The following is a 14,777-nucleotide window of genomic DNA, read 5'->3' as shown; positions in this document are numbered from 1 at the left end:
CGGCGAAACGGGGTGGCAAAACGATGGGGGCAAAACGATGGGGAAGGCGGAGTGATGGGGAAGGCAGAGTGATGGGGAAGGCAGAATGATGGGGAAGGCAGAATGATGGGGAAGGCAGAGTGATGGGAGCCGTCGGATTTTGGCTCCGCGCTTCGGAGCGGTCAGAACATTATTCTGCCCCGTGTCATTCTGCCAAATCAAACCATCCTGAACGTCCAGCTCTGGCGAGCGTCGCTACTTTAGAATTCCCAGCCGCCAGGGGATGTCGCCGTAATTGCCGCGTTGGTACTCCTTGTCGTTGGCTCCTTGGAACAACAATTGCAAATCATCGGGGTTGACTTCTAATCGCTGGTCGTAGCCGCTGCGAATCAGTTCGCCGTGGCTGTACGAGGTCGCCCACGATTGGTCTTGATTGACCACGTTGATCGGTGAGACCAACGGCTTTTGCTGACTTGCCGCCAACGGCTTCCAGGTTCCGTCCAACCGGTCGCTGACGAAGCCCTTGAAATAACGCCTGCGGCCGGCTTGGGCTTCGACCACCGTCAAATACAATTGTCGTCCTTGGATCGCGTACGTGTGACTGGCTTCGAAGATGTCGGCTTGCAAGACCACTTGGGGATCCGACCATCCGCGATTGGGGAAATCAGCGAGTGAAGTTTCGGCCCGCCACATCTGACCGTTGAGCGACGTGAAGAACAGGTGTGCCTTGGCATCGTCACAGATGACCCAAAAATCCAATCCCGCTTTGGCGCCGTCTTTGACGACATACAGTGGTTCGGGACGCGTCCAACGGTCGGGCTGATCGATCGAATCGTTGGTGGAAAAACAGGGGCCGTATTTCAAGCCGCGGGTGTCATCGCTGGCCTGATAGATCAGGTACCACTTGCGATGCGGCTGGAAATAGAAAATCTGCGGCGCCCCGTGGTAGCCCATCGTCAAGTCCAACACGCTCCAGTCGGCCTCCTTGGCATCGGCCCAGTCGGCAAAGGAAAGGTATCCGATTCGAATCCGACCGTCGCCCGATTTGCGTTTCCGCAACGTGCAAAACAAATGCCAACGGTCGGCGTAACGCACGATGCTGGGATCTTTGACCGCCAGCCAGGGATGCTCCGGTGATGCCGGCAAACGCTGGGCGTCGACCTGCAGAAACGGAGGTCCGACGCGCCAACGGAAGACGCCCGAATCGAGGGGATCACTGGCGTCGGGATCGTTCACATGTTGCAAGGCGGCGTCCCCTGTTTCTTGGCCACTTGCGACCGAACCTGAAGGGGAACCGGTGAGGCACAGCAGCACCGCAACATTGGACGCGATGAGTGACTGTAACGTGGTCAAGAAGAGACGTCGTTTCATACCCGATCACAACAAGGTTAGGAGGAAGATTCTCGCACCCGCACCGCCTCAGCAGGGCGCGAGTACCAAGCGATTGCAATTTGAATGGATCAGTCCGCCGTGGCTGTTCGGAGTCGCCCCCGATGGGTCGTGCTGGATGACGGGGCGGGTTTCGCGACCGGCAATTCCAATCGTTCAATCGACGTCAACTCCGGCGACCCTCCGCGGTTGCCCGATCCAGACGCAGTGTAAACGTATTCGCCCACAATCGCGAATCCCGAACCGTGACGTCCGCGATTGAGTTCGGGCCATGACCTCCACGTGCCCGACACCGTGTCAAAGGCTTCGACGTCGTTGTGCGCCGTTTTCTGTGTCGTCTCACCCCCGCCGACGATCACTTCATTTTGCCAGACGGTGGCCATGTTGCCTGCCCGCGGCGTCGGAAGGACTGGGCATTCGGATTCGGGAAGCCAACGGGAGGTTTTAAAATCGTAAACATCAACCGGCGCCACGACACGGCTGAACACCTCGTTAGTCGCTTTTGACGTCGTTCGGCCCGCGATCGAATAGAGACGGTTGCCTGAGACGACGGCTTGAAAGTGATCCCGCGCGTGGGGCGCATCGGCGAGAACGTCCCAATCGCCGGTCACCGGATCGTATCGATCCAGCCAAGGCTGGAAACCGTCGATGTGTCCGTTGGTGATGCCGCCGACCAGATAGATCATGCCGTCATGGTAGACCGCTCCGGCACCGCCGCGACGCCGACTCTCAGGAACACCATGCACGAAATCAAAACGGTCTTCATCGGGATAATAGACGACGATCTTTTCGAGCGGCGTTTCGTTGGGGTACGGCCCCGTCATCGCCCCCATCAAGTAGATCGCGTCGCCCACCACCACGGCTTGAAAATGGTGCAGTTCCAACGGCGTCTTTGACTTCGCCGTCCACGTGTTCGTCGCGGGGTCGTAGACGTCGACCGGGTTCACCCGACGCCCGCCGATCAGATACAGCTTGTTCCGGAAAACCACCAAGGTGGCTTCGTGGCGGGCCGTCGGGCTGCCGATCGCATCGATGGTTTCCCACTGCCGTCGGCTGCCCGTTTCAGTCTGTCCCAGATCCGTTCGCCCCGAGTCAGCGGCTTGCCCCGAGTCAGCGACTACTTTTTTTTTATGACCACCAACCAGTCTTGATCGGGATCGGAGGGGGCTTTGCCGAGGGAGACGGTGCCGCCGCCGGCAACGCTGGTTGTGCTGCCCGATTGCAGCGCTCCGCCATCACGCGGGTTGAACCAGCGGACGCCGTAGTCTGCCGCGGTGCCGGACAGATCCAACGTCGACGATCCGCCGTCGCAGAGGTACACCAGGTAGGTGTCATCCGCTTTGGCGAAACAGTATTTGGTCGGCTTACGATCTGGATTTCCGATCAGTTCATCGGCGTTCTTCATTTCCCAAAAGGGGATTTGGTGGTCATGAAAGAACCCGATCGCGATCCGGCAATAATCCCAGCTTTGATCGCGGCTGCGCCAGTCTTCACAAACGATGTCGTTTTCGTCGAACTGGTATCCGAAGTAGTATTCATTGCCCGCACCGCCGCCCATCAGGGTTCCCCACAGCGTTTGTTTGCGGACTTTGTGTTGCGTGTACGCCATCTTGCCCGTCCGGTCGTGTCCGTCAAAGCCCTTGTAGCCGAGGTCGGGGCACTGGGCGTGGGCGGCGCTGCCGGATTCGTCGAAGGCGACGATCCAAGGCTTGCCCGCTTTGGCGGATTCGAAAACCCATTTGACCGTTTGCGCGTGCGTGGTTTCCAGGCTGCTATTTTGCAGGGAAACGCCGGTCAATTTTGATCGATCACCGAGCAGCGGTCGATAGACTTGGTCCTGTTGCGACGGGAAGGTGTGGACGACGATGTTGTGCCCGAAGGCGTCGAGTTCGGCGATGTAGTTGATCATCGCCTGTTGTTGCTCAGTCGACTGCGTGTTCTCTTCGCCCAGGTTCCAGTTGAGCGCCAAGTTGTGACCGTAGCGGGCGATCAATTCGCGGCAGTACAGTTTGCGCTGTGAACCGAGATCGCCGCCGTCGAGACTTTCCGGAACACCGCCGGACGCTTTGTGCTTGTTGTGGTCGTCGTTTTCGGTTTCCTGTAGCTTGAAGTGCAGGTACATGCCTTTGGCCGTCCCGTGATCGAACACGGTTCCCCACTGGTCCAGCTTGCTGCAATCGTAGTGCAGTTTGTCTTCGCGTTGGATGAAGGGCCAGACGTTGTCTCCGTCACCTCCGGCGTTGTACGTCAGAAAGGAAAACGCATTGCAGCCCTTGCCGGACAAGTAGTTGACCGCGCCGATCAAGCCTTTGCCCTTGCCGTCGCCCCAGGTCGGATCGCCATCTTTCCAGTCTTGCACGTGCGGCGCCCAAGTTTTCACGGGAGCTTTTTTGGGGTTGCCGGCAATCGTGTTGTCAAAGTCGGCGTAGGCGAGCAGGGTTTCCGGCGCGTCGGCACCGACTTTCAAGAAGTATTTTTTTGATCCTGCGAATTGCAGGTAGTGTTTGCCGACGTACGTCAATCGGCCCTGGCCACGCAGGTCGCGGCCCGACTTGTCGCTTTCGGCGACGGTGAACGTCCCGCTGATCCCGTCAAAGGGAGCCACCGGCTCGGAGGAGACGTTGGAATCCAGTGCCGCCAGTTCGCCCTGATGAAAGGAAACGGTGTAGGTCCACTGGCCGGTTTGATCGGGAGCGAAATGGACGCGCCACGTTGTTCCTGATTCTGCGGAGGTGTTGCCGGCGTTGCCATCGGCGGCGAAGTAGCCCGGCACGGTGTAGTGGGTTCCGCCGGAGTGTTTCAGCTGGACCGTCATGCGATAGTCGGTGAACGGATTGGGCTGGTTGTCTTTTTCGTGGGCGTAGGGGCCGTTCACGTCCAGCGTGACCTTGTGCCACTGTTTCAATTCACCGGACACGTTGACGCTGCCGTCACCGTCTTTGCCGCGTGGCAGTTGCAGCGGTTGGTCGCTGGAGGGTTTGGTGGGGCTGGATTTGGAATTGCCCGTGGCGACGTGTTGCGGTTGTGCCGCCTGGTTTGCCAGGACCGGCGCGATCGACTGAGCGGTCGCGGCATCGGCGGCGGTGAAGGCGACGGCCGCCCAGCGGGCGCGGCTGAATTCTTGTCCGTCCTTGCTGCCGATCGTTGAGGAAACGCCGATCATGGCGCCTTCGGTGATCGGCACATTTTTCCATGTCTTGTGAAACGCTTTGCCTTCCTTGTACATCGCATCGGCCAGCGGGTTGGTGTACTGGCCGATCTTCGTCTCATCGACCGACACCTCGTAGCTGGATTGGCCATCGTTTTCACCGACCGTTTCCAGCGTGACGTTGTATCGTCCGGTAGGGAACGGAAAGGTTTTGGCGGACGATGCTCGTTTGTGTTGATCGGGGTTGATCGCCAGCCATTTGCCCTGGTCCAGGTAGTAGCCCGACTTGTTGCCTTCGGCGAACTCGGCGGCGGTCAATTTCAACGACGCCCGGTCACCACTGGCAGATGACGCTGGTGCTGTCGGCGCCGTGGTGGTTGACGCAGTGTCACTGCGGGGGGCGGCAACCAAGGGGAATGCTTTGGGCAGCGTCCCACGTTTGACGCGCGGTTGGGGACCGGCGCCGCTGGGGCGGGGGAATTCTCGCTCGGTCGTCATCAAGAACTTGTCGAATTCGAAACCGTCTTCACGCATCGAAAAATGAATGACGTGCTCGCCCGGTTCGTTGATTTCCAAAAAGATCTTATAGGGTTCGCCGCAATGTTGTTTCTCCGTGCGTTGTTTGCTTTCCCAGCGCCATGTCTGTTTGCCTTCGCACCACTGCAACCGCTGGCCACTTTCGGGCCAAGTGCCATCGATGCCGACGTGCAGACCGTTGTCTTCGGATCCGGTCGAATGGGCGCGGACCCAGACGTAGTAGGTCCCCGGCGTCGAGATATCGACCTTGTAATGCAGCACGGCCATCGCACCGGGTTCGGGTGAAAAGTTGGTGCCCCGGATGAGTTTGTCGCCGTGGGTGCGACGTGTATCGGGCAAGATTTCCAAGTAGGCGCCACCGCTGGCTCCGGCGACGTGTGACGGATCTCCGTCGGGTGTGATCGACAGTGTCGAGTCTGCGTGTGTCAGGTAAAACGCACGAACGTCGTTGGCGGTTTGTTTGAAGAAATGCTCCGCTTCAACGGCTACCAAGCCGTCCTGCTCGGCGAACACGACCGACTCATCGACGATCGGCTGCTGTGCCTGCGCTGACGCGGCGCTGACTGCGGCAACGAAAAGCAGCCATGTGGTTGCGATGTGGGGGTTCAATCGTGTTGTTCGTCTCATCATGTATGCCCGGTGGGGAAGGGAGGGAAGCAGGGGAATGGGGATACGCTTCGTCGGGGAACGACGTTGCGGAAGCAAAGGGATCGGATTCAATTGGCGGGGGTGGCGACGCTGTGGACATCGCGGCCCGGCGCGTCACATCCCAATGCGTCACACACTGCCGCGGCGACTTGGGACGTGGTCGCGTTTCCGCCCATGTCGGGCGTGATCACGTTTCCGTCGGCGATCACTTTTTCGACCGCCTGTTCCAAGTCCACCGCCGCGCGCAGACAAACGGCGTCGTTGTGCTTGTCGCCCAGCCAATCCAACATCATCGCAGCCGACAGAATCGTCGCCAGCGGATTGGCAACGTTCTTGCCGGCCAGTTGCGGTGCCGTCCCATGGGAAGGCTGAAATAAACCGTGTTCTTCGCCGATCTCCGCCGAGGGTCCGACACCGAGCCCGCCGACCAAGCCGGCTCCTAGGTCCGACAGGATGTCGCCGAACTGGTTTTCCATCACCAGGACATCAAAGTCCCAGGGGTTTTGCACCATGTACAAACTCATCGCGTCGACATACACCGCGTCGGGTTGGATGTCGGGATAGTGGTTCGCGACATCGAAAAAGACTTTGCGGAAGAACGCCATGCTTTGAAAAACATTCGCCTTGTCGACACAGGTGACCATTTTCTTGCCGTCGACGGGACGTCCGTTGCGACGCTGGGCCAGACGGAACGCAAAATCCGATACCTGCGACGTGCCCTTGCGGGTCACGACCAGCGTGTCGGTGGCTACTTCGTCGCCCACCTTGCTGCCGCCGCCGAAGGATGCAAACAGTCCTTCGAGGTTCTCTCGGATGATGACGAAATCAATTCCCGGCCCGGTGTCTTTGAGCACGCAAGGGGCGCCGCGATAAAGCTTGACCGGACGGACGGCCGAGTGCACCGCCAATGCACGGCGCAATCCGACCATCATCGTCGGCTGGACTTCGGTGCCGTCGGGGTAGCGCACGTCAGGCAGACCGATCGCGGACAACAGCACCGCATCGGCGGCCAAGCAATCTTCCAACACTGCCGCGGGTAACGTTTCACCCGTGTCACGATACAGTTCTGCGCCCGCGCGGTGGGACGTAAACCCCAGATCCAAACCGTCGATCTGATCGACCATGTGGCCGAGTACCCGGTAGGTCGCGTCCATGCACTCCGGTCCGATGCCATCGCCGGGTAACAATGCGATTCGATAAGAACTCATACGACTCAAACAAAAAAGGACTGGAAGGACAGGGTAGAACACAGGGGGGAAAGCCGAGGGTGGTCCGTTCGACCGATCCGGGCACGGGGAGCACAACGCTGCACGCGGCACACGCCGTTGTCGGTTGCCGACGCGATGTCGCGCCCGCCGCTGTGTCCCGCTGCAGAGGCGGATTGTAGGCCCTTGCTCTCATTCGTTACAATAAAATAGTCTGAAACATTCATTTGGTATTTGTAAATGGTGCGTCGTGCCCCGTCCGATCCAGTCTGAAGATTTAAACATCGCCCAACTGCGGACGTTTCAGTTGGTGATGCAGGAAGGCGGTTATGCGGCAGCGGCCCGCGTTTCGCATCTCTCGGTGCCTTCGGTCTGGCAACACATCCAGGCGTTGGAGAAGGCATATGGGGTGGAGTTGTTCGCGCGAGCGGGACGACACGTCGAGCCGACCGCGGCGGCGGAGACGTTGTACGAACACGTCAGTTCGATCCTGGTTCAGATCGAATCGACGTTTGACGTGGTGGCGCGATCGTCGATCGATCAAACGATACGGATGGTCGCCGGGGCGCGGATGATGCTGGAAGACCTGGCAGTTCCCTTGGCGGCGTTTCACAAACGGCACCCCAACCATCTGGTGATTCGCCAGGGCAGCGATCGCCGCGCCGAAGAGTTGCTGATGGACGACCAGGCTGACCTCGCCATGGCCTTGGAACCGGGACCGGACCGCAAGTCACCCCACCTGCACTATGAACCGGCTTACACGGTCGAGTTCTTGGCGGTGGCAAAGAAATCGCACCCTTACATGAAGTCACGATCAGCGGAATTGGCGGACTTGGCGGAGCACCCGTTGGTGGTCACGTTGGCGGGCACGCATGGACGCGACGCGCTCGACCAGGCGTTTCATCGCGAAGGTTTGCAGGCCAAGATCAGCGTTGAAACCGACAACAGCGCCTTCACGATCGCTTGTGTCTCCGCCGGCATGGGGATCGGAATTCTGGCCGGTCGCAGCAACGGCGAGCTGAGTAAGAAACTCGCCTCACGATCACTCAGTGACAAACTGGGGCAGCGACGAATCGTGTTGATGTGGCGGAAAGGACGTTTGCTGACCGACCCGATGGTGGACTTGGTCGAACAGTTGAAATTGGCGCCGGAGTGAGTTTGGGGGCGGACGTTGGTGTCCAGCCTTCAGGCGCATCCCCACTCGCTGCGGAGCAGCGAGACGGAGCGGCTGAAGCCTGCACACCAGCAACCGTTGGTGTCCAGCCTTCAGGCGCATCCCCACGCGCTGCGAAGCAGCAAGACGGGCGGCTGAAGCCTGCACACCAGCGCGGTTGGTGTCCAGGCTTGAGGCGCATCCCCACTCGCTGCGGAGCAGCATGACGGGCGGCTGAAGCCTGCACACCAGCAACCGTTGGTGTCCAGCCTTCAGGCGTATCCCCACGCGCTGCGAAGCAGCAAGACGGGCGGCTGAAGCCTGCACACCAGCGCACGTTGGTGTCCAGCCTTTAGGCGCATCCCCACTCGCTGCGAAGCAGCAAGACGGGCGGCTGAAGCCTGCACACCAGCGCAGGTTGGTGTCCAGCCTTTAGGCGCATCCTACGGGTCGCTGCGGAGCAGCGAGACGGGGCGGCTGAAGCCTGCACACCAGCAACCGTTGGTGTCCAGCCTTCAGGCGCATCCCCACGCGCTGCGAAGCAGCAAGACGGGCGGCTGAAGCCTGCACACCAGCGCGGTTGGTGTCCAGGCTTGAGGCGCATCCCCACTCGCTGCGGAGCAGCATGACGGGCGGCTGAAGCCTGCGCACCAGCGCAGGTTGGTGTCCAGCCTTTAGGCGCATCTTCATTCGCTGCGGAGCAGCGGTGCGGCTGAAGCCTGCACACCAGCGCGGTTGCGAATCTTCTTTCGATGTGTTTCTATTTCCCCTTATGAACTCCAAATCAATCCCTCCCAATCAGCAATTGGTCCGCCGCGATTGTTGGCCGGTCGTCGGCGAACGGTCTCCCGGCAACCTTGACCTACCGTGGACGATCACGGTTTGTGGCCAGGTGCGGGCCGAACGTCGCGTTGATTTGGACGACTTGGCCGTAATGCCGCAAACGACTCGATGCATCGACGTGCATTGTGTGACGCGGTGGTCGAAGTTGCAGATGGAGTTTGAAGGCGTTCGATTTGCGGAACTGGTCGCAGATGCAAACGGTCAGCCGCTTTGGAATCCGCAAGCCCGGTTTGTTTCGTTCGTCGCTCGCAGCGAGCGTTCTCATCGCACGTCGCTGCCCCTGGACGAACTGTTGGACCTGGATCCGTTGATCGCGCTAAAAGCCGACGGCGAGCGGTTGCCAGTCGAACACGGCGGACCCGTTCGGATGGTCGTGCCGGGCAAGTATTTTTACAAGAGTATCAAGTGGCTTGAACGCATCGAATTTCTGTCCGATGATCGTCTCGGTTACTGGGAATCTGATGCCGGTTACCACAACGGGGCCGACCCTTGGAAGGAGCAGCGGTACATCGCTGCAAGTCTCAGCAAGCAAGACGCCGCTCGGCTGATTCGCGATCGCGATTTCAGCGGCCGCGATCTGTTGAGTCTGGAAGCCCGCGGTTTGGATTTGGAAAACCTGCATGCCGACAATTCGCTCTTGCGCAACGCCGATCTGCGAAACGCGAACCTGCGTCGCGCGGAGTTTCGGGGCGCCAATCTTTCCAACGCGCATCTGCAATCTGCCGATCTACGTGACGCGAATTTGCGCGGGGCGGATCTGGAAGGAGCCGATTTTTCAGCCGCGGATCTGCGCGGAGCGGACCTGCGCGATGCATCGCTGTTCGGCGTCAGTTTCGGCGTGGTGAATGCCGATGGCACACTTTCACAGGCTGCCTTGATCGATGCGACGACCAAGTTCACGGCAACGTCACTCGACGCGCTGACACCGGAGCAACGGGATTGGTTGCATTTGCAATCGGCGACGTTGTGTTAGTGCGTCTTGTCACCTTGCATGACGGGTAGGCGGTAGTGGACGAGGCGACGAGTCCTTGCATGACGGATAGGCGGTAGTGGACGAGGCGACGAGTCCTCTGCATGACGGGTAGGCGGTAGTGGACGAGGCGACGAGTCCTTGCATGACGGGTAGGCGGTAGTGGACGAGGCGACGAGTCCCCTGCCAATAGGTCGACAGCAGAGGACTCGTCGCCTCGTCCACTACCCGAAAATTGAGTGTCGCGCTGCCAGCGCGGGCTCGATCGATCGCATCGGGCCGGTGAACTCCACGGCGAATCGGGCTATAGTACCGCGATGTTGCAACCCATCGAGATTCCGTCCCAGGTCGACACGCAACCGATTCCGTCCCCGGTCGCCGCACAACTGTCGTCGATGCGTGCGCGGATCGAAGCGTTTCAAGATTGCTGGGATCAGCATCGAGCCGAACAGTTCGTTGCGGCAGACTACGAATTGGTCTACCAGACGCTCGACTGGGTGCGCCAGTACCAGCCGCTGATCGGAAGCCGATTTCTGGAGTGGGGTTGTGGTTTTGCCGCGGTGGCCTGTCTGGCCGATGAACTGGGCTGGAATTCCCACGCGATCGAAGCCCATGTGGATCTGATTGTCCAGGCGCGGAAGACGATCGCGAGCTGGCCGGCCACGGTCGATTTGTTTGAAGGCAACTTTCTGCCGCCCGGGGCCGCGGAGCTTTCCTTCGACCCGACCTTGCCGTCGCTGGGGCACGCCGGCGAATCAGCCTACCATGCGTGGGAATTGGACTTGGACGATTTTGCGATCGTTTATTCCTATCCCTGGCCGGGCGAAGACCAATTCCACGAAGATGTTTTCGATCGCTACGCCGCCAATGGCGCGTTGCTGTTGATGTTCATCGGACCCAACGAGATGCGGTTGTTGCGCAAGGTCCGCGATTGACGATCCGCGCGCGGGCGTCCGCTCGAAACCGCGACGTTAAGACAGGCGGAGGTGCCGCCCGGACGCTGGCGCGAACCGGCTGATCAGCAAACGATGATCAGCGCGATTGGCGCGAGCCTACGGGCCCCCGCACAAGGAAGCAACGCTTTACGTTGCGGTAGTGAACTTGTGCGTGAAATCGACTCGGTCGTTTGCCCCGCTCAGCGACCGGCCAACAACACGACGACGCGGGTGGCGATGGACTTCCCCGTGCCGATTTCGCCGACACCTTCGCCGGTCTTGGCCTTGATACTGACCCGATCGGCATCGACGCCCAGCATGTCGGCGACGTGAGCCCGCATGGCGTCGATATGTGGCGCCATTTTGGGGCGTTCGGCCAGGATCACGCAGTCCAGGTTGACGATTCCCATCCCGCGTTGGTGAACTTTGTCCAGGGCTGCTTGGACAAAGTCGCGGCTGTCTCGGTCCGCATTGACGTCGCTGGTGTCGGGGAACAGACGACCGATGTCGGCGGCACAGATCGCGCCCAACAACGCGTCGGTGATTGCATGCAGCAGCACGTCGGCATCGCTGTGCCCGATTGCGTGCAGTTCTGCCGGCACGTCGATGCCGCCGATCCGCAGCGGCCCGCCGGCCCCCAATCGATGCGAGTCGTACCCCAATCCGATCCGGAGGTTTGGCACGTTGGCGGGCGTCGAGGTCATCGATTGGCGTGGATTTGGCGGCGGGGAACGATCGAGCGGGAGACGATGTGAGACAGGCTGTCTCGTGGCAAATGGATCTCGCCACTACAATACCGCCGCTTGTCATTTTTCTCCAGCGTCACCCGAGTGCCATGTCGATCATTGAAGTCCGAGACCTGACGAAGTCCTATCGCGTTTATCGCAAGGGCGAAGGTCTGAGGGAGAGTCTCAAGGGGCTCTTTCACCGGGAATACCAGGAGGTTCATGCGGTCCGCGGAATCGACCTGGACGTCCAGGCGGGGGAGTTTGTGGCGTTTCTGGGACCCAACGGAGCCGGCAAGACGACGACGCTGAAATTGCTGTCCGGCGTGATCGACCCGACCAGCGGCGATGCGACGGTGATGGGCTATGTGCCCTGGCAACGAAAAAACGCCTATCGCCGCCGATTCGCCCTGGTGATGGGGCAAAAAAACCAACTGTGGTGGGATCTGCCGGCGCAGGAGTCCTACCGGTTGCAGCAACAGATTTACGGGGTTCCGGAAGATCAGTTTCGCAGCACGATGGATGAGCTGACGGATTTGTTGGAGGTCGGTTCGTTGCTGAGCCAGCCGGTGCGAGAGCTGTCGCTGGGCGAGCGGATGAAGATGGAATTGATCGCGGCCTTGCTGCACAGTCCCGACGTGCTGTTTTTGGACGAACCGACGATCGGGTTGGATGTCATCGCCCAGCACAACATCCAGCAATTCCTGCGTTACTACCAAGAAAAACGCAAGATCACGATCCTGCTGACCAGCCACTACATGAAGGACGTCGCCGCGTTGTGCAAGCGGGTGGTGGTGATCGCCCGCGGCACGATCGAGTACGACGGTTCGCTGTCGGGAATCGTCGACAAGTTTTCCGGCTACAAGATCATCACGCTGCAATTCGCCGAAGAGCATCATCCGGACTTGCGGGCGTTCGGGGAGGTGTTGTCCGAAACGTGGCCGAAAGTGCGGCTGAAGGTCGCCCGGGCGGACGTTCCGCGGGTCTTGTCACGCTGTCTGGCCGACCATCCGATTGAAGACGTGGCGGTGGAAGATCCGCCACTGGAAGACGTGATTGCCGGGTTGTTTCGGGAGACGAGCGAGAAGCAGGCGAGCTAGAATGATTGAACAGAATCGCCAAAAAGCGTATTTTTTCCCAATGCTCCTCCAGCCACCACGATCGCTCAATGGATTTTGAGAAAGAATTTCGCATCAAGCCCTCCGAATCGGTTTCGCTGAAGAAACGCGAAACGAAAACCAAAGGCCCCTTCGAGGACAAGGCGGATGCGGTCGCAGCGACGGAAAAGAACATCGCCACGATCCAGGAGCTGCAGTACCGCATGTACGTCGAGGCCAAGCAGTCACTGTTGATCGTTCTGCAGGCCCCCGATGCGGCCGGCAAGGATGGCGTGATCCGCAAGGTGCTGGGCAAGATGAATCCACAGGGATGCCGAACGTACCCGTTCAAAGTCCCCAGCAGTGTGGAACTGGCGCATGACTTTTTGTGGCGGATCCACTCCTGCACCCCGGCACGCGGCAAGGTTGCGATCTTTAACCGATCGCATTATGAAGACGTGCTGGTGGTCCGAGTTCAAAACCTGGTTCCCGAGTCCGTTTGGCGCCCGCGTTACGAGATCATCAACGACTTTGAACGCAATTTGGCCGCCAACGGCACGCGGATTCTCAAGTTTTACCTTCACATCAGCCCCGAAGAACAGCTAGAACGCTTTCGAAAGCGTTTGGAAAACCCGGCCAAACACTGGAAACTGAACCCCGGCGATTACGAGGCCCGCAGCCAATGGGACGACGTCCGTCGGGCTTATGAAGATGCATTTGAACGTTGCAGCACCAAATACGCCCCTTGGTATGTGATCCCCGCAGACCACAAATGGTTTCGCGATGCCGCCATCTCCTCCATCGTCGCCAAGACGTTGAGCGAGATGGATCCGAAATTCCCTCCCGTCGATGTCGACTTGGACGAGATTCGACGCTTGTACGACTTAGCAAAGGACGCCCAGAAAATCTGATGGCAGAAATCACCCTACGCGACATTGAGATTTTCTATGACGGCGAAACGTTGAAGATCTCCAGCAGCGAAGACCCCGATAAATCCGTCTCCTTCGATCCCAAGTCGGTCAAGGGACTCGTTGATTTCGTGCACCTTCTCTCACCGCCGGAAGAAACCGAGACACAGACACAAGAAGAAAACCGCAGGGAGTCGTTTCGCGTTCCGGTGATCGAAGACAGCGGACTGCGCGTCACCCTGATCTCCGGCAAAGAACGTTGCGAGTCCAAGCCGACCAACATCAGCATGACCGGGGTGTTCGTCGAAGTCCCCAAGGACCGCACGATCCCCCTGGACATCAACGACGAACTTCGCGCTCGGCTGTCGATGAATAAAACGGAAATCGAACTCGAAGCGATCGTACGACGCATCGAGCCGAACGGTTTTGGATTGTTCTTCCCCGAAGCATTCAAGGGCGAACACGTCGATCCACCACCAACGGTTCGACGCATCGTGATGGATCTGCAACGTCGCTGGATGATGCTTCGCAAAGATCTTTAACGCAGGAACCGTCGATGTCGATTAAACGTGTGAGCTGCCCTCGCTGCAACGCGGCGATGAATGTCCCCGCTTCGATGGCGTCGACGCGATGCGCGTCGTGCGGCGAAACGTTTGCAATCGCCGCAGCCGGGGCGGGGCAGGCCAAGCCACAACGCGGGGCCGATTCCAAATCCGCCGCGGTCGACGACGAAGACGACGGCCGTTCGGAGGACCGGATCGGGCAGTGGCTGGTCGTCGGCGGAGTCGCCGGCGTGGCCGTCGTCGGACTGATTCTGCTGGTCCTGTTTTCGGGCGGGGGCGAGGAGGAGCCTGAAAAACCCAAGCTTCCGGTCCGGACGCAAGCCACGGTCGTCGAAAATCTGAACCTGGACGAGACGCCCTCCGACACGGACTATCGCGAAGTCAATCTGCCCGAATCGACGCGTCAACAGATCTATCGCGACTACTCCCAGATGATCGCGTCTTCGTTCGGCAAGTCCAAGAAGATTCCCAGCGGGGGAGCCGCCGGCCAAGCGCTCAACAAAACTCTCGGATCGGTCGTCGATCGCGAAGTGACGCACATGGCGTTGGTTCACGGCATCAGCGAAGAAGACATCGCGCAGATCTACGCCGAGGGCCGCGCGAAAGGCTGGTAATGAGACACCGGTGGCGTCATTTTGACACCACGGTCACGCGGCGTCGAGCGTGAATGGCGTCAA

General features: G+C 59.6%; 12 protein-coding genes. 7 read left to right on the top strand and 5 right to left on the bottom strand.

Features of this window, described 5'->3' with window-relative positions; translation table 11 throughout:
* Nucleotides 1-234: 234 nt before the first annotated feature.
* The 4 genes from TBK1r_RS06835 to TBK1r_RS06820 form a co-directional block, all read right to left on the bottom strand.
* Entirely contained in the window at nt 235-1,350 is a 1,116-nt protein-coding gene (locus TBK1r_RS06835; RefSeq protein ID WP_145208396.1) for a glycoside hydrolase family 62 protein, read from the bottom strand.
* A gap of 89 nt (nt 1,351-1,439) precedes the next feature.
* Complete coding sequence (locus tag TBK1r_RS06830; RefSeq protein WP_145208394.1) at nt 1,440-2,444, bottom strand: Kelch repeat-containing protein; 1,005 nt, start codon at nt 2,442-2,444, stop codon at nt 1,440-1,442.
* Nucleotides 2,445-2,485: 41 nt separating this feature from the next.
* Nucleotides 2,486-5,683: a DUF5060 domain-containing protein gene (locus TBK1r_RS06825; protein WP_419581053.1), complete on the bottom strand. Its 3,198-nt coding sequence runs from the start codon at nt 5,681-5,683 to the stop codon at nt 2,486-2,488.
* A gap of 86 nt (nt 5,684-5,769) precedes the next feature.
* A complete protein-coding gene (locus TBK1r_RS06820; protein WP_145208393.1) occupies nt 5,770-6,909 on the bottom strand; it encodes an isocitrate/isopropylmalate dehydrogenase family protein in 1,140 nt (379 codons plus the stop codon).
* A 247-nt stretch (nt 6,910-7,156) separates the two neighbouring features.
* Between TBK1r_RS06820 and TBK1r_RS06815 the strand changes: the two genes are divergently transcribed.
* The 3 genes from TBK1r_RS06815 to TBK1r_RS06805 all read left to right on the top strand — a co-directional run bounded on the left by TBK1r_RS06815 (nt 7,157) and on the right by TBK1r_RS06805 (nt 10,807).
* Nucleotides 7,157-8,062 carry a LysR family transcriptional regulator gene (locus TBK1r_RS06815; RefSeq protein WP_419581052.1) on the top strand — a complete coding sequence of 302 codons (906 nt, stop codon included), beginning with the start codon at nt 7,157-7,159 and terminating at the stop codon, nt 8,060-8,062.
* A gap of 769 nt (nt 8,063-8,831) precedes the next feature.
* Nucleotides 8,832-9,875, top strand: coding sequence for a molybdopterin-dependent oxidoreductase (locus TBK1r_RS06810; RefSeq protein WP_145208391.1), 1,044 nt, complete (start codon nt 8,832-8,834; stop codon nt 9,873-9,875).
* A gap of 314 nt (nt 9,876-10,189) precedes the next feature.
* Nucleotides 10,190-10,807: a class I SAM-dependent methyltransferase gene (locus TBK1r_RS06805; RefSeq protein ID WP_145208389.1), complete on the top strand. Its 618-nt coding sequence runs from the start codon at nt 10,190-10,192 to the stop codon at nt 10,805-10,807.
* Nucleotides 10,808-11,007: 200 nt separating this feature from the next.
* Here the strand turns inward: TBK1r_RS06805 and ispF are convergent, their stop codons facing one another.
* The gene (gene ispF, locus TBK1r_RS06800; protein WP_145208388.1) at nt 11,008-11,511 is read right to left on the bottom strand and encodes a 2-C-methyl-D-erythritol 2,4-cyclodiphosphate synthase; all 504 of its coding nucleotides are present in this window, start codon (nt 11,509-11,511) and stop codon (nt 11,008-11,010) included.
* Between the two features lie 131 nt (nt 11,512-11,642).
* Here ispF and TBK1r_RS06795 point away from each other — a divergent pair, with 131 nt between their 5' ends.
* The 4 genes from TBK1r_RS06795 (at nt 11,643) to TBK1r_RS06780 (ending at nt 14,714) form a co-directional block, all read left to right on the top strand.
* Entirely contained in the window at nt 11,643-12,632 is a 990-nt protein-coding gene (locus TBK1r_RS06795) for an ABC transporter ATP-binding protein (protein ID WP_145208386.1), read from the top strand.
* A 68-nt stretch (nt 12,633-12,700) separates the two neighbouring features.
* The gene (locus tag TBK1r_RS06790) at nt 12,701-13,540 is read left to right on the top strand and encodes a polyphosphate kinase 2 family protein (protein ID WP_145208385.1); all 840 of its coding nucleotides are present in this window, start codon (nt 12,701-12,703) and stop codon (nt 13,538-13,540) included.
* Complete coding sequence (locus TBK1r_RS06785; RefSeq protein ID WP_419581051.1) at nt 13,540-14,079, top strand: PilZ domain-containing protein; 540 nt, start codon at nt 13,540-13,542, stop codon at nt 14,077-14,079. Before TBK1r_RS06790 ends, TBK1r_RS06785 begins: the two co-directional genes overlap by 1 nt.
* Nucleotides 14,080-14,093: 14 nt before the next feature.
* A complete protein-coding gene (locus tag TBK1r_RS06780) occupies nt 14,094-14,714 on the top strand; it encodes a zinc ribbon domain-containing protein (RefSeq protein ID WP_145208381.1) in 621 nt (206 codons plus the stop codon).
* Nucleotides 14,715-14,777 lie beyond the last annotated feature (63 nt).

Origin of the sequence: Stieleria magnilauensis (assembly GCA_007753675.1) — a bacterium.
In the GTDB taxonomy this organism is placed as follows: domain Bacteria; phylum Planctomycetota; class Planctomycetia; order Pirellulales; family Pirellulaceae; genus Stieleria; species Stieleria magnilauensis.
Note: the sequence above shows the minus strand (reverse complement) of the source record. Positions and strands in the feature narration are given on the sequence as shown.